Annotated in this window: 13 protein-coding genes; 9 read left to right on the top strand and 4 right to left on the bottom strand. The window is 68.7% G+C overall.

Translation table 11 applies throughout. The annotated features are described in order from the left end of the window. The first annotated feature begins 2 nt into the window (after positions 1-2). Positions 3-1,652, top strand: coding sequence for a L,D-transpeptidase family protein (locus NEF64_RS07905; protein ID WP_235516531.1), 1,650 nt, complete (start codon positions 3-5; stop codon positions 1,650-1,652). Positions 1,653-1,665: 13 nt separating this feature from the next. Here the strand turns inward: NEF64_RS07905 and NEF64_RS07900 are convergent, their stop codons facing one another. Continuing rightward, positions 1,666-3,495, bottom strand: coding sequence for a DUF885 domain-containing protein (locus tag NEF64_RS07900; protein ID WP_235516530.1), 1,830 nt, complete (start codon positions 3,493-3,495; stop codon positions 1,666-1,668). A gap of 110 nt (positions 3,496-3,605) precedes the next feature. On the opposite strand from NEF64_RS07900, the gene NEF64_RS07895 reads away from it, so the two are divergent. Further along, positions 3,606-4,559 carry a LacI family DNA-binding transcriptional regulator gene (locus tag NEF64_RS07895; protein WP_252574779.1) on the top strand — a complete coding sequence of 318 codons (954 nt, stop codon included), beginning with the start codon at positions 3,606-3,608 and terminating at the stop codon, positions 4,557-4,559. A 3-nt stretch (positions 4,560-4,562) separates the two neighbouring features. Here the strand turns inward: NEF64_RS07895 and NEF64_RS07890 are convergent, their stop codons facing one another. Together NEF64_RS07890 and NEF64_RS07885 are read right to left on the bottom strand one after the other, a co-directional pair. Then, complete coding sequence (locus NEF64_RS07890; protein WP_200912223.1) at positions 4,563-6,032, bottom strand: sugar porter family MFS transporter; 1,470 nt, start codon at positions 6,030-6,032, stop codon at positions 4,563-4,565. A gap of 34 nt (positions 6,033-6,066) precedes the next feature. Continuing rightward, entirely contained in the window at positions 6,067-7,002 is a 936-nt protein-coding gene (locus NEF64_RS07885; protein ID WP_252574777.1) for a DMT family transporter, read from the bottom strand. Positions 7,003-7,286: 284 nt separating this feature from the next. Between NEF64_RS07885 and NEF64_RS07880 the strand changes: the two genes are divergently transcribed. The 5 genes from NEF64_RS07880 (at position 7,287) to NEF64_RS07860 (ending at position 14,949) form a co-directional block, all read left to right on the top strand. After that, positions 7,287-8,270 carry a LacI family DNA-binding transcriptional regulator gene (locus NEF64_RS07880; protein WP_056409416.1) on the top strand — a complete coding sequence of 328 codons (984 nt, stop codon included), beginning with the start codon at positions 7,287-7,289 and terminating at the stop codon, positions 8,268-8,270. A gap of 125 nt (positions 8,271-8,395) precedes the next feature. Beyond that, complete coding sequence (locus tag NEF64_RS07875) at positions 8,396-10,930, top strand: TonB-dependent receptor domain-containing protein (RefSeq protein ID WP_056409413.1); 2,535 nt, start codon at positions 8,396-8,398, stop codon at positions 10,928-10,930. Between the two features lie 13 nt (positions 10,931-10,943). Then, positions 10,944-12,746: an alpha-amylase family glycosyl hydrolase gene (locus NEF64_RS07870; protein WP_056409411.1), complete on the top strand. Its 1,803-nt coding sequence runs from the start codon at positions 10,944-10,946 to the stop codon at positions 12,744-12,746. Further along, on the top strand, positions 12,743-13,636 hold the full coding sequence (locus NEF64_RS07865) for an ROK family protein (protein WP_056409409.1): 894 nt from the start codon (positions 12,743-12,745) through the stop codon (positions 13,634-13,636). Before NEF64_RS07870 ends, NEF64_RS07865 begins: the two co-directional genes overlap by 4 nt. Continuing rightward, complete coding sequence (locus NEF64_RS07860) at positions 13,633-14,949, top strand: MFS transporter (RefSeq protein ID WP_056409408.1); 1,317 nt, start codon at positions 13,633-13,635, stop codon at positions 14,947-14,949. The genes NEF64_RS07865 and NEF64_RS07860 overlap by 4 nt, the downstream gene beginning before the upstream one ends. A 13-nt stretch (positions 14,950-14,962) precedes the next feature. Here NEF64_RS07860 and NEF64_RS07855 read toward each other — a convergent pair whose 3' ends face one another. After that, positions 14,963-16,081 (bottom strand): ROK family transcriptional regulator, encoded by a 1,119-nt coding sequence (locus NEF64_RS07855; protein ID WP_056409406.1) that lies wholly within the window; start codon positions 16,079-16,081, stop codon positions 14,963-14,965. A gap of 116 nt (positions 16,082-16,197) precedes the next feature. On the opposite strand from NEF64_RS07855, the gene NEF64_RS07850 reads away from it, so the two are divergent. Continuing rightward, a complete protein-coding gene (locus NEF64_RS07850) occupies positions 16,198-18,741 on the top strand; it encodes a TonB-dependent receptor (RefSeq protein ID WP_056409404.1) in 2,544 nt (847 codons plus the stop codon). Further along, positions 18,738-19,967, top strand: a complete 1,230-nt coding sequence (locus tag NEF64_RS07845; protein ID WP_156360489.1) for a YdcF family protein — start codon at positions 18,738-18,740, stop codon at positions 19,965-19,967. Before NEF64_RS07850 ends, NEF64_RS07845 begins: the two co-directional genes overlap by 4 nt. Positions 19,968-20,021: the final 54 nt, after the last annotated feature.

Here is a 20,021-nt window from a genome sequence, read left to right as displayed (position 1 = left end):
TAGTGACGACCCTGCGAGCCCGGCTCGCGTCCGGCGCAATGCCGCTTGCACTCCTCCTGACGAACGGCGCCGCCGGTGCCCAGCCCGCCCAGACTGCGCCGAGACGCGCCGCGCCTCCTGCCAAGCCGAGTGCTGCCCCCGCTGCGATCGGCGGCGTCGTCATCAGCCGGCAGGCGGTGACGGACGCGACCGTCCGCGCGGTCTACACCAAGGCGAAGTGGCGTGCGGTCTGGTCGGATGCAGACGTCGCGGCGCTCAACACTGCGCTCGGCGACCGCAGCCGCCATGGCCTCGATCACGTTGCCTTCCTGCCTGACCTGCCTGCCGACGCGGCCCCGGCGGATATCGACGTCGCCCGCACGCGCGTCGCGCTCGCCTATGGCGGTGCACTGGCAAGGGGCCGCGTCGATCCGGCGACGCTGCATCAGGTCTATACCCTGCCGCGACCCAGCGTCGATCTCGCCACCGGGCTGGTCGCCGCGATCGCGCGGCACAAGGTCGACGACTGGCTTGAAAGCTTGGCGCCGCAGGATGCCGACTATCGCCTGCTGTCCGATGCCTATCGCGTCTTCAGCGAGAAGGCGCTCACCGCACCAGCCGGCCCCGCACCGCTCGAGGCGCCCGCCCAGACGGGCGCTGCCGCGCTGATCCGCGTCGGCACCCGCGATCCGCGCGTTGCGACGATCGTCGAACAGCTGGTCGAGAGCGGTTATCTCCTGACGCCCGGCCCCGTCACCGCGCCGACGCTGGCGCAATCCGCCTCGACCATCGCCGGCCTCCAGCCGGCCACCCCGTCTAGCGCCCCGGTCTATACGCAGGCAATCGCCGACGCGATGAAGGGGCTGCAGACCGATTACGGCATCGCCGCGGACGGGATCGTCGGGCCCGAGACGCTCAAGGTCCTCAATCTCGGACCCGGTGATCGCGCGCGCGCGCTCGCGGTGGCGCTGGAGCGGCGGCGCTGGCTCGAGCGGACGCCCCCGGCGACGCGGATCGACGTCAACACCGCCGCCTCGCAACTGCGCTATTACCGCGACGGCGTGCTCGTCGATCAGCGCAAGGTGATCGTCGGCGAACCCGGTCGCGAGACGCCGGCCTTGTCCTCGCCGATCTACCGCCTCGTCGCCAACCCGACCTGGACCGTGCCGAAGTCGATCCAGAACGGCGAGATGGCCAATGTCGACGACGCCTATCTGCAGGAGCACAACATGGTCCTGCGCGACGGCTGGATCGTCCAGCAGCCCGGCCCGAGCAATGCGCTCGGCCTCGTCAAGTTCGACATGGCGAACGACCAGGCGATCTATCTGCACGACACGTCCGCCCCCGGGCTGTTCGACCGCAGCCAGCGGCATCTGAGCCATGGCTGCGTCCGCGTCGAGGATGCGATCGGCTTCGCGCAGATGCTCGCCGACGACCAGGGCGTTACCGAGGCATGGCAGACCGCGCAGGCGTCGGGCGAGATGCAGTTCGTCCCGCTGCCGCGCCGCATCCCGGTGCGGCTGCTGTACGAGAATGTCTATGTCGGCGACGCCGGCAACGCCGCCTTCCGTACCGATCCCTATGGCTGGAACGATCCCGTCGCCGAACAGCTCGGGTTCGAGCGATCAGCGGCGCGGCGTGCCGAGGCCCGCGACATCGATATCGGCCCGTGAGCGTGAGGCGCGACTAGCCCCTGCGCGCGGCGATGTACCGCGTGACATTGCCGGTCAGCACGTCGAGCGGGACGTTGCCGCCAGCCAGCACCGCCTGGTTGAAGTCCCGCACGTCGAACCGGGTACCCAATTCGGCCTTGGCGCGGGTCCGCTGCGCGACGATCTCGGTCTGGCCGATCTTGTAGCCACAGGCCTGACCCGGCCAGGCGCAATAGCGCTCGACCTCGCTCACCGCGTTGCTCATCGGCAGTCCGGTCGCGGCGACGAACTCGCGCAACGCCTGTTCGCGCGTCCAGCCCATCGCATGGATCCCGGTATCGACCACCAGCCGTACCGCACGCCACGACAGCCCCATGAAATAGCCGAGCCGCCCCGCCGCATCGCCGTCATACAGGCCGAGCTCGTCGGCAAGCTGTTCGGCATAGAGCGCCCAGCCCTCGGTATAGGCATTGAACGCCAGCACCGAGCGGATCAGCGGCAGCTGCTGCGCATATTCCCCCTGCCAGACATGCCCGGGAATCCCCTCGTGGAATACCAGATCGGGGATCGTCACGCGGTTGTGGATCGTGGGATCGCCCAGATTGACCCAGATCTTGCCCGGGATCGATCCGTCGAGCGCGCCCGGCCCGCCATAGGCGGCGGGTGCCCCCGCCTCCTGTGCGAGCGGCATCCGCCGGATCTCGAGCCTGGCCGTCACCAGCGTGCGGAACGCCTTTGGCAGGCGCGGGCGGATCGCGTCGATCCGCCCCTGCATATAGGCGACGATCTGCTGGCGACCGGCATCGTTGTTGGGGAAGGCGATGTCGGGCCGACGCTGCAATTCAGCCGCGCGCTCCGCCACCGTCCCCTTGGTCAGCCCGAAGCCCTTGAGGATCCTGTCCATCTGCGCCTGAAGCTCGACGAGCTGCGCACGCCCCAGCGCGTGGATCTCCGCCGGGCTCCGTCGCGTCGTCGTCCCCGCGCGCAGCCCCCAGCCATACCAGGCCGCGCCATGCGGGCGCGATCCCAGTCCGGCGACGTCGGTTGCGACCGCGCGCTGCGCGATGAGTTCCGCGATCTGCCGCTCGAGCGCGGGGATGACCGCATCGCGGACGATCTGCGTCGCACGCCGGGTCCAGTCGCCGGGGATTGCCTGCGTTTTGCGTGCAAGGGGCCCGATCAGCGGACCGTCGACCGCCGCCGCCTCGGCCAGCGTACGTCGCATCCCGGCCAGCGTCTTGTCGAGCAGGAAACTGGGCGGGACCAGCCCCTGCTCGCGCGCGGTGCGCACCCTGCCCGTCTCGTCATCGAGCTGTTTCGCCATCGCCGTGACCCGCGCGAGATAGCCCTCCGCATCCGCCGCAGTGCGCAGCGGCTGATCGCCGTCGAGCAGCTGCGGCACGTCGAGCCACGCGCCGACATTCTGGATGACGGCATAGGGCGTGTTGCGCCAGTCGCCGATCGTCGCGACGCCGTAAGGCAGCGCCATCCCGTCCAGCGCGGTCTGGAATGCACTCTGCGTCACCGAGATGCTGGTCAGCGTCGCCTGGTCGATCCCGTCGCGCGGCAGCCGGCCGAGCGCCGCCAGCCCGTCGGTCAGGACGCGTCGCCGCGCGGCGATGCCCGCCGGCGACCGGTCATCGAGCAGCCCCCGCAACGCCGCATGCGCGCCGGTATCGAGGCCGAGCCCGGTCGCCTTGCCGGGATCGAGCGTCAGCAACTGCCACGCGAGCCGGTCGAGAAGAGTCGCCGCGTCGGCGGATGCCGGCGAGCGGCTGGCAGTCTGTGCGGAGACGGGCGCAGCGGCGAGCGCGGCCGCGATACCGGCAAGCGCGTCGCGGCGGCGGAACAGGGGTTGGTTCATCCGCGAAACATGTACTCGCCATCCGCCGCGGTCAAACGCACCGCTGTCCCATCACGGTGGACAAACACCCGCCGCCGCCTAGAGGTCGGCGGGGAAAAGGGCTGAGGCACGTGACGATCGGACTGAAGGACATCGCTGCACGCGCCGGCGTCTCGATCGCGACGGTGTCGCGCGTCCTGTCGGGCAAGCCCGTCCGCCCCGCCTATCGCAGCCGCGTCGACGACGCGCTCGCCGCGCTCGACTATCGCCCCAATCTGGCGGCGCGGCGGCTGCGTTCGACGCGCGCGAGCGTGATCGGTCTGATCGTGCCCGATATCGGCAACCCCTTCTTCGTCGCCTTCGTCCAGGCGGTCGAGGGCTATGCCTGGCGCGAGGGGCTGCGCGTCATCCTGTGCAACAGCGGCGAAGATCCCGCGCGCGAACGCCATTACCTGCAATTGCTCGAGGACGAGCGCGTATCGGGCATCATCCTCGCCCCCACGCGCGCCGGCGGCGTGCCCGAGACCGCGACGCCGCTCGTGCTGGTCGATCGGGTGGAGGGGACGCCGCAGGTCGACAGCGTCCGGCTCGACAATGCCGGCGCGGCGGGCGCGCTGGTTGACGCGCTACACGTATCGGGCTGTCGGCGGATCACCGGTCTGTTCGGCGAACGCGGCAGCACCGCGGTCGACCGCCGTCGTGGCTTTTCGGCCGCGCTCGACCGCCACGCGCTTCCAGCCCGGATCATCGACGTCCCGCACGACCCCGCAGCGCGCGCGGCCTGCGTGCGGACCGCGCTCGCCGACACCGCCTGCGACGCGGTGCTCGTCGGCGACACGTTCCTGATGCTCGAGGCGGCGGTCGTGTTACGCGGCCGAACCGAACCGCAGGCATCTCCCGTCCGGCTCGCAGGGTTCGACGACGCCGCCTGGTTGCGCCTGCTCGACGCCGCGCCGATCGTCGTCGAGCAGCCGGTCGACGAGATGGCGCATGCCGCGCTGGCGCTGCTCGTCGAACGGATGAGCGGTGCGCAGCGCGACGCTGTCCGGCTAGTCTTCAACGGGACGATCGTCAGCCCCGCCTGAGCTTCAGGCGGCGGCGGCGATCGCAGTGTGGCCACGCGTCGGGCGGAACCGGCCGCTGCGCAGCGCGGTCTCGATATCCTCCAGGCTCGCGCCCGCGGTTTCCGGCACGAACAGCAGCACGAACACGAACGACGCCAGATTGACCCCGGCATAGACCCACATCGTCGAGCCCAGCCCGATCGCATGGACCAGCGACAGCGCGGTCCCCGTGACGATCAGGTTGCTGCCCCACAGCATCGCCGCGTGCAGCGCGGTCGCGGGGCCGCGCATCGCCAGCGGGAACATCTCCGCGCCCAGCAGCCAGCCGCACACCTGGATGCCACCCGAATTGAAGAGCATGAACGCCAGCAGGAAGCCGATCGTCAGCCAGCCCTGCCACCCGCCATGCGCACCGCTGGCGAACATGATGCCGAGCCCGATCAGGCTGACGACCGATCCCGGAATCATCACCAGCATCAGCCGCCGCCGCCCGATCCGGTCGACGAACAGACAGCCGAGCAGCGTCATCACCGCATAGACGATCGCGACGCCGAGGCTGGCGAGCAGCGCCGACTCCTTGCCGAAGCCGACCCCCGACAGGAAGGTCGGCGCGTAGTAGATCATCATCTCCAGCCCGCCGCACTGGGTGAAGAACGCGACGCCCAGCGCCGCGATCAGCGCCGGTCGCGCCCAACTCTGGCGAATGCCGCGCCAGCCGCTATCGGCCGGATCCGCGTCGGTCGTCGCATCGCGGATCTGGGTGACTTCGTGGCGGATCTCGCGGCGTGTGGTCCGAACGCGGCGCAGCACGTCGATCGCGGCGTGGATGCCGATATTCTCCGCGGCCCAGCGCGGGCTGCGCGGCATGAACGCCATCGCGACGAAGACGATCGCGGCGGGGATCGCGGCGACCGCGACCATCGTCCGCCAGCTCCAGACGTCGTGCAGGCCGAACCCGACGATGCTGGCGAGCAGGATGCCGACGCCGATCGCGACGTTGAACATCGTCACGAGATTGCCGCGACGATGCTGCGGCGCGAGTTCGGAAATATACATCGGCACGACCTGGGTCGATCCGCCGACCGCCATGCCCAGGAACACCCGCGCGGTGATCAGCGCGCCGACGCTCGGTGCCATGGCGCAGGCGATCGCGCCCAGCGTGAACAGCGCGCTCACCCCCATCACCGACAGCTTGCGGCCGATCCGTTCGGACAGCCAGCTCGTCGCCAGCGCACCGATCACCGCGCCCGCCAGGATCGCCGCTGTGACGATCTCCTGCATGCGGTGATCCAGCCCGAACTCGTCGGTGATCGACAGCAACGCCCCCGATATGATCCCCGTGTCATAGCCATAGAGCGCCCCGCATACCGCGGCGACAAACGCTGCGGTCCGCAGCACCCGGTCGCCATTGGCATAGGGTTCGGGAATTCTCGGCTCGTTGCGCGCCGTCAGGCTGCGCCGCGTCAGGGATGGGGCGATGCTGTGATCTGTCAAAACGTGGAGGACTCCGTGGTCGTTGAAAGGCTGTTCAGCGCGGGCGCAGCGCGAAGCGGCGACGCCAGGACGGCATGCGGATCTGCTCGCGCGCCCAGGTCAGCAGACCGGCGCCAATGATGACGGCGATGCCGGCAAAGGTCGGCAGGTCGACGCTCTGGTGAAATACGGTGTAGCTGAGCGCGACGGCCCAGATCATCTGGCTATATTGCGGCGGCGCGATCCGGCTGACCGCGACGCGTTGCGCCGCCAGCATCAGCAGCGCCTGGCCGAGGATCGCGAGCAGGCCATAGCCGGCGAGCAGGACCATCTCGGCCCCGTCCGGCCAGCGGAACGCCTGCAGCCACAGCAGTGCCGCGCCGTTGATCACCAGCGGCCCGATCAGCCCCGCCCCGAGCATCGACACGCGCTTCTCGCCCGCGCCGCCGGCCCGAAACAGCACGATGACGATCGCGCTCGACAATGCGCACAGCATCGCCGCGCCATGGCCCAGATCGAACGCGCGCAGTCCGGGACGCAGCACCATCAGCACGCCGACGAACCCGATCGCCACCGCCGCCCAGCGCCAGGCGCCGACCTGTTCCTTCAGGAACAGCATCGACAGCAACGTCACCAGCATCGGCATCAGGAAGATCAGCGCGAACGCCTCGGGCATCGGCAGCCGCGTGAAGGCGACGACGCTCGACAGGCCGCTGATCGACGATCCGATCGCGCGCGCCAGCCATAGCGAGCGTCGCGTCGCGCTGAACACGTCGAGCAGGCGGTCGCCGGGCGTCCGCACGAAGGGCAAGGCGACCAGCCCGAGCAGCGCACCGGTGAACGTCACCTGGAACGGACTGAACGCGCCTTCGAGCAGCCGTACCGACGCGTCGCTGAACGCGAAGGCCGCATAAGCCAGGAAGGCCAGCGGCACGCCGCCGATGGCCGCCAGACGCGCACCATGGCTCTGAATGGTAAGTTCGATGCTCAATTGCGTCTCTCGGGCTGGCGTGGACGGTGACGACTCCCCGGAGCCGCGGGCACGAGCGAACGCCGCCACCGCCCCGACGTCACCTTATGGCGGGGCGGCAAACAGCTCTGTCTCTTTGCGTATCTCGCTCCTACCGACAGCAGGTGCAGGACGCAACAGAAAACGTTTTCTGTTTTGACCTGGCACGTCGGTACTACTGCGCTTCGGCCGCGCGCAATTGCGGGTTGGCGCGGCTGACGGTACGACCGGGCGATCACCCGTGACGATGAGGATATCCTATCGCAATGAAGCTCGCCGATCTGGCCGTGCTCGCCGGCGTTTCGACTGCAACCGTGTCACGCGCCCTGGCCGGGCATTCGTCCGTCAATGCGCAGACCCGTGCACGCATCCAGGCGCTGGCGCAGGAACATGACGTCCGTCCCAACCAGCTCGCGCGCAACCTGCGGCTGAAGAGCACCGGCGCGATCGGACTCGTCCTGCCGCTCGGCCATGCCCGCACGCAGCATCTCACCGATCCGTTCTTCCTGACCCTGCTCGGGCTGCTCGCCGATCTGCTGGTCGAACGCGGCTATGACATCCTGTTGTCGCGGGTCATCCCCGATGGCGACGACTGGCTCGACCGGCTGGTCGACAGCGGCCGCATCGACGGCCTGCTCCTGGTCGGCCAGTCCGACCAGGGGGCGGTGATCGAACGCGTGTCGCACCGCTATGCGCCGCTGGTCGTGTGGGGCGCGTACCGGGCGGACCAGAACCATCTGACGATCGGCTCCGACAATATCGCGGGGGGCCGACTCGCGGGCCGCCGCATGATCGACCAGGGCCGGTCGCGGCTGATGTTCGTCGGTGACCCCGCCCCGCCCGAATTCGCCGATCGCCACGCCGGATTCGCCGCCGCCGCTGCGGAGGCCGGTCTCGCCTGCGAGCTGCTCGAAACGCCGATGACCCCGGAGGCCGTGCACGCGGCGATGGCGCAGCGGCTCGCCGCCGCGCCGCCCCCCGACGGCATCTTCGCCGCGTCCGATGTCGCCGCGATGAGCGTGCTGCGTGCGCTCGCCGAAGCCGGGATCGACGTCCCCACCACCACCGCAGTGATCGGCTATGACGACGTCACCTTGGCCGCGCACACGTCACCCGCGCTCACGACCATCCGCCAGGATCTTGCCGAGGGCGCCGCGCTGATGGTCGATCGCCTGATGCAGCGGATCGCGGGCCATGCGACCGGATCCGCGATCGTCACGCCCGTCCTGATCGAGCGCGAGTCCGCCTGAACCGCTCCACCTGAGCTACATTCAACGTTTCGCAATCGATTGCATAGCACGTCTTGCAATCGATTGTGAAAAGCGTATGAGGCGATTCTGGGCTTCATAGAAAGCCACCGCGCAGGGAGGATATCATGAAAGCACGTTACATTTTGCTCGCCGGAATCGCCGCCACGTCCTTCGCGACGGTGGCCGCAGCGCAGACCACGCCCATCCAGGACGCCCCCGTTCAGGCCGCACCAGCGTCAGGCGAGCAGCCCGCCGACACCGCCGCGACGCCAGCGCCGATCGACGGCCAGGACGACATCGTTGTCACCGCGGTCGCGCGCGGCACCAACCGCCTCAACACCTCGATCACGACCAGTTCGATCGGCTCCGACGCGCTGATCCAGCTCGCGCCGCGCACCTCGGGCGAGCTGCTGCGCAACCTGCCCGGCATCCGCGTCGAAGCCTCGGGCGGTGACGGCAACGCCAACATCTCGGTCCGCGGCCTACCGGTCGCTTCGGGTGGCTCGAAGTTCCTCCAGCTCCAGGAAGACGGCCTGCCGATCCTCGAATTCGGCGACATCACCTTCGGCAATGCCGACATTTTCCTGCGCGCCGATTTCAACGTCCGCACGGTCGAGTCGGTCCGCGGCGGCTCCGCCTCGACCTTCGCGTCCAACTCGCCGGGCGGCGTGATCAACTTCATCTCGAAGACCGGCGAACAGGAAGGCGGCGCGTTCCAGCTGTCGAGCGGGCTCGACTACCGCGAATTCCGCGTCGATTTCGACCAGGGCGGCAAGCTCTCGGACAGCGTCACCTATCATGTCGGCGGCTTCTACCGGATCGGCGACGGCCAGCGCGAGGTCGGCTTCGACGGCGTCAAGGGTGGTCAGCTCAAGGCGAACATCACCAAGTCGTTCGACAATGGCGGCTATGTCCGGCTGTACGGCAAGTATCTCGACGACCGTGCGATCGGCTACCTCCCCAACCCGGTGCGCGTCACGGGCAGCAACAGCGACCCCGATTACAGCAGCATCGCCAATTTCTCGATCAACAACGGCACGCTGCATAGCGCCAACATCCGTACCGCGCAGACGCTCGACGGCAACAACCGGCTGACCACGCGCTCGATCCGTGACGGCCAGCACCCGGTCGTCTATTCGGCGGGCCTCGAGACGCAGATTCCGCTCGCGGACGACTGGAACATCGTCGAGCGGTTCCGCTACGCCGACATTTCGGGCGGCTTCACCTCGCCCTTCCCCGCCAGCGTCGATTCGGCGCAGTCGATCGCCAACGGCATCGGCGGCGCGGGCGCACAGCTCTTCTACGCCAGCGGTGCGCAGGCGGGTCAGCGCATCGCCAACCCCGCCTCGCTCAACGGCAACGGCCTGCTGGCGAACATCGTCCTGTTCGACGTCGATCTGAAGAGCCTCAACAACATCACCAACGACATCCGCCTGAACGGCTCGCTGCCGTTCGCCGGCGGGTCGCTCGCGGTCACCGGCGGCTTCTATGCCTCGCGTCAGGATATCAAGAGCGACTGGCTGTGGACCTCGTCCGTCCAGACCGTCGCGGACAATGGCCGCTCGGAACTCGTCGACGTCCGCACCGCGGCGGGCGTGCCCGTCACGCAGAACGGCGTCCCCGGCTATTCGGCGAGCTTCTTCGGCAATTGCTGCCGCCGCTCCTATGATCTCGACTACACGACCTACGCACCGTTCGCACAGCTCGGGCTCGAGCTCGGCCGGTTCAACATCGACGGTTCGCTGCGCTATGATTTCGGCCGCGCGCGCGGCAGCGTCGCCGGCTCCGATCTCGGCGCCGCGTTCGGCAGCGGCATCACGACGTTCGACATCAACGGCGACGGCGTGATCTCGGCCGCCGAGCGTCAGGTCGCGGTGATCCCCAACGCTCGCTCGCCGCTCGACTACAACTATGACTACCTGTCCTATTCGGGTGGCGTGAACTTCCGCCTGACCGACAGCACCGCGGTGTTCGGTCGCTACAGCCGCGGCGGTCGTGCCAATGCCGATCGCCTGTTGTTCGGCCCCTCGATCAACACCGCGACTGGCGGGCTGACCGACCAGGGCGCAGCGGTCGATTTCGTCCGCCAGCTCGAAGGCGGGTTCAAGTTCCGCCAGGGCGGCGTCTCGCTCTACGCCACCGGCTTCTGGGCGCGCACCGAGGAACAGAATTTCGAGGCGACGACGCAGCGCTTCTTCAACCGCGAATATGACGCCAAGGGCGTCGAGATCGAGGGTCGGATCGCACGCGGACCGTTCTCGCTCTCGGCCGGCGGCACCTATACCGATGCCGAGATCACCCGCGACGTGCTCAACCCCGGGGTCGAGGGCAACCGTCCGCGTCGCCAGGCCAAGTTCATCTATCAGGCGACGCCACAGGTCGATTTCGACCGCGTGACGATCGGCGCAAACGTGATCGGCACCACCGACAGCTATGCGCAGGACAACAACGTCCTCAAGATGCCGGGCTATACGCAGGTCAACGCGTTCGTCTCGATCCGCCCGGCGGACAATGTGACCGTGTCGGTGAACGGCAACAACCTGTTCGACGTGAAGGGCATCACCGAGGCCGAGGAGGGTGCGATCCCGACCAACGGCATCGTCCGCGCGCGGTCGATCACCGGTCGCACGATCTCCGCCGCCGTCCGCTTCGGCTTCTGATCGGCTGACCCAGGTGCGCGTATCCTCCCCCACCGAGCGTCGCCTCGCGGCGCTCGGGCCCCGCCTGCGCCGCCAGCTCGAACGCCTCTATGGCAGTACCGGGCTGGCGATCTGGCCGCGGCTCGAGGCGATCCTGCGCGAGCGGGCCGCCGAACGCCCCGCCGCAATGGCCGCACTCGACGAGGCGCGGCTCGCCGACCCCGACTGGTTCGTCGCGCCCGACATGCTCGGCTATTCGACCTATGTCGACCGCTTCGCCGGGACCGTCGAGGGCCTGATCGGGCATGTCGACCATCTCGAATCGCTCGGTGTCCGCTATCTCCACCTGCTCGCGCTGTTGAAGGCGCGCGAGGGCGACAGCGATGGCGGCTTCGCGGTCGCCGACTATCTGTCGGTCGAGCCACGACTGGGGACGATGGCCGATGTCGAGCGGCTCGCCGCACGGCTGCGCGAGGGGCGGATCAGCCTGTGCGTCGATCTCGCGCTCAACCATACCGCCGACGATCATGCCTGGGCGCAGGCGGCACGCGACGGCGATCCGCATTACCGCGCCTTCTACCACGTCCTCGGCGACGACGAGGCGCAGGCCTATGAAGCCAACCTGCTGCAGGTCTTCCCGACCACCGCACCGGGCAATTTCACGCCCGTCCCGGCGATGGGCGGACAGGTCTGGACGACCTTCTACCCGTTCCAGTGGGACCTGAACTGGGCGAATCCGGAGGTCATGCTCGCGATCGTCGACACGATGCTGCGGCTCGCCAATCACGGGTTCGAGGCGTTCCGGCTCGATTCGATCGCGTTCCTCTGGAAGCAGCTCGGTACCGATTGCCGCAACCGACCGCAGGCGCATTACATCGTCCGCGCACTGCGCGCCGCGCTCGACATCGCCGCCCCCGCGACCCTGCTCAAGGCTGAGGCGATCGTCCCGACCGCGCTGGTCCCGCCTTATTTCGGCGCGGACGAGGGGTCGGACTGGGATGGCGGGTTCGAGCCCGAATGCCATCTCGTCTACAACAATTCGCTGATGGTCGCCGGCTGGGTCGGGCTCGCCGAGCAGTCGGCCGCACTGCCCCACGCGATCGTCGCGGCGAGCGGTGGTCTGCCGCGCGGCGCGAACTGGCTCAGCTATGCGCGCTGCCATGACGATATCGGCTGGGGCGCGGTGATCGGCGACCTCGCCGGGATCGACCCGGACCCCGTCGCGCGGCTGACCATAGCGGCGAAGTTTCTCGACGGCGCACAGGGCAGCTGGGCGCGGGGCGAACCGTTCCAGTCGGACGGCTCGGTGCTGCACGGCTCGAACGGGACGATGGCGTCGCTCGCCGGGCTCGAGGCCGCGCGAACCGATGAGGAGCGCGAGCATGCGTTCCGCCGCATCGCGCTGCTCAACGCGCTGTCGATCGCCAGCGGCGGACTCGCCACGCTGTACATGGGCGACGAGGCCGGGCTGCTCAACGACACCAGCTATCGCGACGATCCCGATCGCGCGCATGAGGGGCGCTGGCTGCACCGCCCGGTGATGGACTGGGACGCGCTCGACCGCGACGCCGCCCGGCGCATCTCCGGCGACATCAGGGCGCTGCGCGCCGCACGCATCGCCAGCGGCGGGGCGGGCGCGCCCGCGACGATCGCCACGTCGACGCCCGCGCTGCTCGGCATCGCCTGTGGCAGCGACCGCGTCTTCCTCAACTTCTCGCCCCACGCGGTCCAGGCCGGCGATCTCGCCGGCTGGCACGATCGGGTGGCGGATACCCCCATCGGAGACGACGCCATGATCGGTCCCTGGAACGTGCTTTGGGCAGGGCCCTCGGCATGACCGCCGCCCCGCCGCTGTTCGGCTGCATCGAGGCGGGGGGCACCAAGTTCGTGCTCGGCGTCGCACGCGATCCCGACACCGTCCTCCGGACCGCACGCATCCCCACCACGACGCCGGACGAGACGCTCGCCGCCGCGCTCGAATTCTTCACCGCGGCGCAAGCTGAATGGGGCGCGGTCGAGGCGCTCGGCATCGCCTCGTTCGGCCCCGTCGATCTCGACCGCTCGTCGCCCGGCTGGGGCCGGATCGTCGACACGCCCAAGCCCGGCTGGAGCGGCACCGACCTGGTCGGCCCGTTCGCGCGCGCGCTCGACTGCCCGGTCGGGTTCGACACCGACGTCAACGGCGCGATCCTCGCCGAAAGCCTTTGGGGCGCCGCCACCGGCGCCGACATCGCGGTGTACGTCACCGTCGGCACCGGCATCGGCGGCGGTGCGCTGGTCGAGGAACGCCCGGTGCATGGCAGCCGCCACCCGGAAATGGGTCATATCCTCCCCCGCCGGCATCCCGAGGACCGCGACTTCGCCGGCACCTGCCCGTTCCACGGCGACTGCCTCGAAGGACTGGCGAGCGGACCCGCGATCGCCGCGCGCTGGGGCGCGTCGCTGTCGGAGCTCGGCCCCGATCATCCCGCGCATGACATCGTCGCCTATTATCTCGCCCAGCTGGTCGTCGCGCAGCAGGCACTGCTGTCGCCGCGGCGGATCGTGCTCGGCGGCGGCGTGCTGGGAACCCCCGGGCTGCTCGACCGGGTTCGCGATCACGCCGCCGGGATGGCGAACGGCTATTTCGGCACCCCCGATTATGCCACCCTGATCGTCGCGCCGGGACTGGGCGACCGCGCCGGCTTGCTCGGCGCGCTGGCACTCGCACAAAGGGCGCGTCGATGACCAAACCCCGTCTGTCGCTGATCCGCCTCATCGAGATGAATCTCGGCTTTCTCGGGCTGCAATTCTCGTTCGGCCTGCAACAGGCCAACATGGCGCCGATCTACGGTTATCTCGGCGCGGACGAGGCGAGCCTGCCGTTGCTCTGGCTCGCGGGGCCGGTGACCGGGCTGCTGATCCAGCCGCTGATCGGCGCGATGAGCGACCGGACCTCGACCCGGATCGGGCGGCGGACCCCCTATTTCCTCGTTGGCGCAGTGCTGTGCAGCCTGTGCCTGCTCGCCATGCCGTACAGCCCGACTTTGTGGGTCGCGGCCAGCCTGTTGTGGGTGCTCGACGCCGCCAACAACGTGACGATGGAGCCCTACCGCGCCTATGTCGGCGATCGGCTCCCCGATGATCAGCGTGCCGCCGGGTTCCTGACCCAGTCGGCATTCACCGGCCTCGCCCAGACCTTGTCCTATCTCGCGCCGTCGCTGCTCGTCTGGATCGGCTTCGACAAGGATGCGGTCGACGGCAACGGCATTCCCGACATCACGCGGATCGCCTTCCTGATCGGCGCGGTGCTGTCGCTCGCGACGATCCTCTGGTCGGTGCTGCGCGTGCCCGAGCTCCCGCTGCCCGCGGACGAACGCGCGCGGCTGGCGAAGGAACCGCTGACGCTCGGCGGCACGCTGCGCGATCTGAAGACTGCGCTTATCGAGATGCCCCGGCCGATGCGCCAGCTCGCGCTCGCCATGCTGTGCCAATGGTATGCGATGTTCGCCTATTGGCAGTTCATCACCTTCGCGGTCGCGCGCTCGCTGCACGGCACGTCGGATGCGAAGAGCGTGGCGTTCCGCGACACCGTGCTGACCGTCGGCCAGCTCGGCGCCTTCTACAATGCGGTCGCGTTCGTCGCGGCGATCGCGCTGGTGCCGGTCGCCCGCCGCTTCGGTGCGAAGACGGCGCATGCCGGTTGCCTGCTCGCATCGGGCGTCGCGATGCTGGCGATCCCCGGCATAAGCGACGAGGCGGGGCTGTTCGTCGCGATGCTCGGGATCGGTATCGGCTGGGCGAGCATGATGGGCAATCCGTACGTCATGCTGATCGACATGATCCCGCCCGAACGCAACGGCGTCTATATGGGCATCTTCAACATGTTCATCGTTATCCCGATGATCATCGAGAGCCTGACCGTCCCGCTTTTCTACCAGTCGCTGCTTGGCGGCGACCCGCGCAACATCCTGTATGTGTCGGGTGCGCTGATGGTGCTTGGCGCGGCCGCGACGCTGCGGGTCCGGATGCCCGCGACGGCGAAGCGATCGGTGTCGTAGCCGGGGCCGGGCGTCAGCCGACCGCGGTCGCGTGGATCGGCATCAGCGCCGCGCCGATCGTCGCGGCCGCACCCTGCAGCGTCGATACCGAGATGCGCGGCGGGACACTGCAATGGTCGCCGATGTGCATCGCGCCGAAATCGATGTGGCGGACCAGCGCGTCGAGGATCGGCGTCGGCAACGGGCTCGAGATCACGAACTCCCCCGGATCGATCCAGGCGATCCCCCAGTTGATGATCGGCCCGATCTGCCCCGCGGCCCGGCGCACCCACGCATCGACGACCGGCTCATAGCCCTGGATCACCCGGTCGAAATCCACCAGCGAGTCGATCGCGCAGCCCGCCTCGCGCAACGTCGACAACAGGTCGAGCGTCGAGGGGCGCGGCGCGCTGGTCGGGTAGAGGCAGCCGATCTCGCCCGCGCTGGCCATCGCCCCGCGCAGGATGCGCCCCTCGACAATGATCCCCGCGCCGATCCCGTGCCCGAGCAGGATGACGACCGCGGTCGAACAGCGCCGCATCAGTCCCCCGACATAATATTCGGCGAGCGCCGCCGCGTTCGCGTCGTTCTCGATCCACACCGGGTGGCCGATATGCTCCTCGAACAACGCCTTCAGGTCGATCCCGCGCCACGCCGCCAGGCTGTCGACCGTCCAGCGCCGCGTCCCCTCGATCGACAGCGCCGCACCCGGTACGCCGATCCCGACGCCGAGCAGCCGCCGGCCGAGCAGCCGGTTCGCGATCGCCATCTCGTGCATCGCGGTAGTCACCCGCTGCGCGAACACGCGCGGATCGGGATCGTCGAACGGCGCGGACCGGTGCGCGATCACGCCGCCCGCATAATCGACCAGCGCCACCTCGAGCAGCCCGCGGTGGAGCATCGCCCCGACCCCATATCCCGCCTCGGGCGAGATTTGCAGCGGGACCGCCGGGCGGCCGGGCGCGACCGGGGCCGCCCCCGGGCATTCCTCGATCAGCCCGTGCGCGAGCAGCGTCGCCGACAGCCGCGTGATCTTGGTCGCGCTCATTCCCAGGTCGGCGGCGAGGTCCTTGCGCGATCGTGCCCCGAAGGACCGCAGGATCTGCATCACGCGCCGCTCGTCGTCATCCAGCCTCAACCGCGCCATCGCCATCCGCCCACGTCCCTTCGCGGCACCGGATAGCCGATTAGTTTATTTCGTGAAATTAATTAATTTTGTCATATTCCCCGACCAACGGCTGACATATCAATCGGGTGGGAGAAACAATCATGACAAAACACGGCTTGCGTTCGGGATGTGCGCTGATCGCGCTGGGGATTGCGGCACAGACGCCGGCCTGGGCGCAGACGGCATCTTCAGCTCCTACGACCGCGACCGCTGCCGACCAGGCCAGCGACCCCGCGCAGGCAGACCCCGCTCAGGCTGAACCCGTCGCCGGCACCGACATCATCGTTACCGGCTCGGCACGCGAGCAGCGTCGCTTCGATGTCTCCTATGCGGTCAACTCGCTCAGCAATGCCGATATCCAGAAGCTCGCGCCGCTCAACTTCGCCGATCTGCTCGGCAAGCTGCCGGGGTTCGCGGTCGAGAATACCGGTGGCGAGGTCCAGAACATCATCCGGCTGCGCGGTCTGCCCAGCGACGGCGGCCTCGTCACCTTCCAGCAGGACGGGCTGCCGCTGTTCCACGAGAATGACGGCAACTTCTTCCGCGGCGACAGCCTCAACCGCTTCGACCTGATGACGCAGCGCGTCGAGGTCGTGCGCGGCGGCCCCGCCCCGGTCTATGCGAGCTATGCCGCCGCGATCGTCAACAACATCACCGTCTCGGGCACCGACACGGTGCGCGGCAAGGCGCAGCTCACGCTCGGCGACACCGGCCTCTACCGGATCGACGGCTATCAGGCCGGGCCGATCGACGATTCGACCTATTACGCGATCGGCGGCTTCCTCCGCCGCCACGACGGCTATCGCGACAACGGCTTCCCCAACGACCGCGGTGGCCAGGTCCGCGCCAACATCAAGCATGACTTCTCGAACGGGTCGCTGCGCGTGTCGGGCAATTACCTGAACGACCACAACGTCTTCTACCTGCCGATCCCGACCGCCGACCCGCGCGATCCGTCCAAGTCGCTCAACCAGTATATCGACTTCTTCAGCGGCACGATGAACTCGCCCGCATTGCGCAACGCGACGATCCGCTACCGCGAGGCCGATGGCACGACGCGCAACGTCGGCGCCGATCTCGGCAATGGCCGCCATACGCAGTTCGGCAATGTCGGCGTTCAGTACGACGCCGATTACGACGGCTGGAAGGTTGCCGCCAAGGGCGGGGTCAGCATCGGCAAGCTCCACTTCAACGCGCTCTATTCGACCAGCAATCCGTCCGACTCGACCGCCTTTGCGGGCAGCTATCTGACCGCCGCACGCACCGCCTTCGGCGCGGGCGTCACCCGCCTCGGCTATGCGATCGCCGGCACCGACGGCGCCGAGGTCTATGACCCCAATACGGCCTCCGGCCTGGTCGTCCCCGCGCAGTTCCGCGACGTCACGTCGAAATTCTACTCGACCCAGGGCGATCTCAGCGTCACCCGATCGATCGCGACCGGCTTCGGCACGCACGACCTGCGCGTCGGCGTCTATGGCAGCCTGTATGGCGAAACCAACGAGGTCGCCTATCAGGATTATCTGCTCGAGGTCCGCGGCAAGCCGCGCACGCTCGACCTGATCGCCTATAACGCCGCCGGCCAGGCGCTCGGTTCGGTGACCGACAATGGCGTGCTGCGCTACACGACCACGCTCAACCGCGGCAACACCGACGCGTCGATGTACGCCTTCTACGCCAACGACACCTGGGAACTGACCCCGGGGCTGAAGATCGACGGCGGCATCCGTCACGAACGCTACAGCTTCGACGGCTATGCCTTTGCGACGACCTCGGCCAATCTCGGCGACCCGACGACGCTCGCCGACAATGCCGTGCGCGCCTTTACCGGCCAGATCATCCGCTCCTCGCTCGCGCCCGACATCACCAACTGGACCGCGGGCATCAACTACGACGTCACCCGGCATCTCGGCGCCTATGCGCGCGCCTCGCATCTCGAAACCCCGCCTTCGACGCAGGTCACCTATCAGATCAACCCGACGATCCTGACGCCCAAGGCCAACCAGTATGAGGTCGGGCTGAAGGCGGCGTTCGGCCGGTCCTATCTCTATGTCATCGGCTTCTACACGCGCTACGACCCGCTCAACGCCTCGTTCGTCGCGCTCGACCCCGTCACCGGCCGCAACGACCAGTCGGTCCCGTTCGTCGGCAAGGCGGACATCAAGGGGATCGAGATCGACGGCAATCTCGCGCTGCCCTACGGCTTTGCGATCACCGGTGCGGTCACGGTCAGCGATCCCAAGTACAAGAGCCTCGTCAACGCGAACGGCGCCAGCGCGGGCGATGTCGAGGGCAACCAGCTCGTCCGCGAACCCAAGGTCTATGGCAATATCCGCCCCTCGGTCGATTTCGACATCGCGGGCAATGCGGTCCAGCTCTATGGTCGCTACGAATATGTCGGGAAACGCTATGTCGATTTCTTCAACAACACCGCGCTGCCCGCCTATGGGACGGTCGGCGCGGGCATCACGCTGACGCGCGACACGTGGCAGATGCAGGTCGTCGGCGACAACATCTTCAACGCCAAGGGCCTGACCGAGGGCAATACGCGCACCGACCAGCTCAGCGGCCAGGGCACCGCCGACGCGATCTACGGCCGCCCGATCTTCGGCCGCAACGTCCGCCTCGTGGTCAGCAAGTCCTGGTGACCGGCCTGCGGATGATCCTCGCGGTGGCGCTGGCGGGCAGCGCATCGGTACCGCTCGGCGCGCAGGGACCGGCGCCGGCAACGACCGGGCAGGTCGGGGCGGTCGGGCAATCCCCCGACGCCCCGATCGACGGACTCTCGCAGCGCCTGTTTCCCCGGCTCGTCGCGTTGCGCACGACGCCGGGCTGGGCACAGGCACTCGACCGCGACCCGGCGATGCGCACGCTGCAGGGTGCGCGCACGGCGCGGCGCGCGGCGTGCGGCACCACCGCCGCCTGCACGATCGAGGCGGCGATCTGGACGGCCGAGGACCGCGCCGCGCTCGTCGCGATCCTCGACCGGCTCGCGGGCAAGCGCGGGCTGCCGCCGCTCGCGGCGAACGCGGACCTCGCACCGGTCGCGGCGATCGATGCCGAGCTCGACGGGCTGAACGCGGTGCTGCGGATCTATGGGCTCGGCCATCCGTCACGCTATCCGGCGATTGACGGCCCCGTCTTTACCCCCGCGGTCCCGTATTTCGCCGACGGCATCGCGGTCGGCATCGAGTTCGCCCGCGCCGCCTCGGGCGCCGCACCCGACACGCTCGACGGCAGCGTCGCGCTGGCGCTCGCGCTGCTCGATGGCAACGACGCGACCGCGGCGACGCTGTTCGAACCGCTCGACGACCGCGAGAATGCCGGCGCGCGCGCCGCGGCCGCCCGCACCGACTGGGCCGCGTTCCGCTATACCGCGCTGATCGTCCCCGGCGTCGGGCCGGAGGACAGCGCCACACGGCTCAGCCCGCGCAGCAAGCTCCACGCGCTGCTCGCCGCGCAACGCTATCGCCAGGGGCTCGCCCCGTTCATCCTCGTCTCGGGCAGCGCGGTCCACCCGCGCGGCACCCGCTTCGTCGAAGCCGTCGAGATCCGCCGCGCGCTGATCGAGCGCTACGCGATCCCCGCCGATCGCATCATCCTCGAACCCTATGCGCGGCACACGACGACCAATCTGCGCAACGCCACGCGGCGGATGGTCGCGCTCGGCATCCCGCTCGACCGGCCGACGCTGATCGTCACCGACGCGCAGCAGAGCGCCTATATCGAAAGCCCGACCTTCACCACGCGCAACACCGCCGAGCTCGGCTACATGCCCGGCACGATCGGCCGGCGGCTGTCCGTCTACGACCTCGAATTCCGCCCGTCGCGCCAGTCGCTCCGCCAGGATCCCCGCGATCCGCTCGACCCATGACCAGTGTCTTTCAGCGGTCAGACCCCGCAAACACAAACTCCCCAACCCCAACCC

The organism is Sphingomonas aerolata (assembly GCF_023935825.1).
In the GTDB taxonomy this organism is placed as follows: domain Bacteria; phylum Pseudomonadota; class Alphaproteobacteria; order Sphingomonadales; family Sphingomonadaceae; genus Sphingomonas; species Sphingomonas aerolata.
This window is presented reverse-complemented; position numbering and strand designations above follow the sequence as displayed.

Bases quoted from the DNA above. Each gene is read 5' to 3' on its own strand.
- NEF64_RS07850 (WP_056409404.1), top strand. From the start codon at position 16,198: ATGACAAAACACGGCTTGCGTTCGGGATGTGCGCTGATCGCGCTGGGG.
- NEF64_RS07880 (WP_056409416.1), top strand. From the start codon at position 7,287: ATGAAGCTCGCCGATCTGGCCGTGCTCGCCGGCGTTTCGACTGCAACC.
- NEF64_RS07875 (WP_056409413.1), top strand. From the start codon at position 8,396: ATGAAAGCACGTTACATTTTGCTCGCCGGAATCGCCGCCACGTCCTTC.
- NEF64_RS07865 (WP_056409409.1), top strand. From the start codon at position 12,743: ATGACCGCCGCCCCGCCGCTGTTCGGCTGCATCGAGGCGGGGGGCACC.
- NEF64_RS07855 (WP_056409406.1), bottom strand. From the start codon at position 16,081: ATGGCGATGGCGCGGTTGAGGCTGGATGACGACGAGCGGCGCGTGATG.
- NEF64_RS07900 (WP_235516530.1), bottom strand. From the start codon at position 3,495: ATGAACCAACCCCTGTTCCGCCGCCGCGACGCGCTTGCCGGTATCGCG.
- NEF64_RS07860 (WP_056409408.1), top strand. From the start codon at position 13,633: ATGACCAAACCCCGTCTGTCGCTGATCCGCCTCATCGAGATGAATCTC.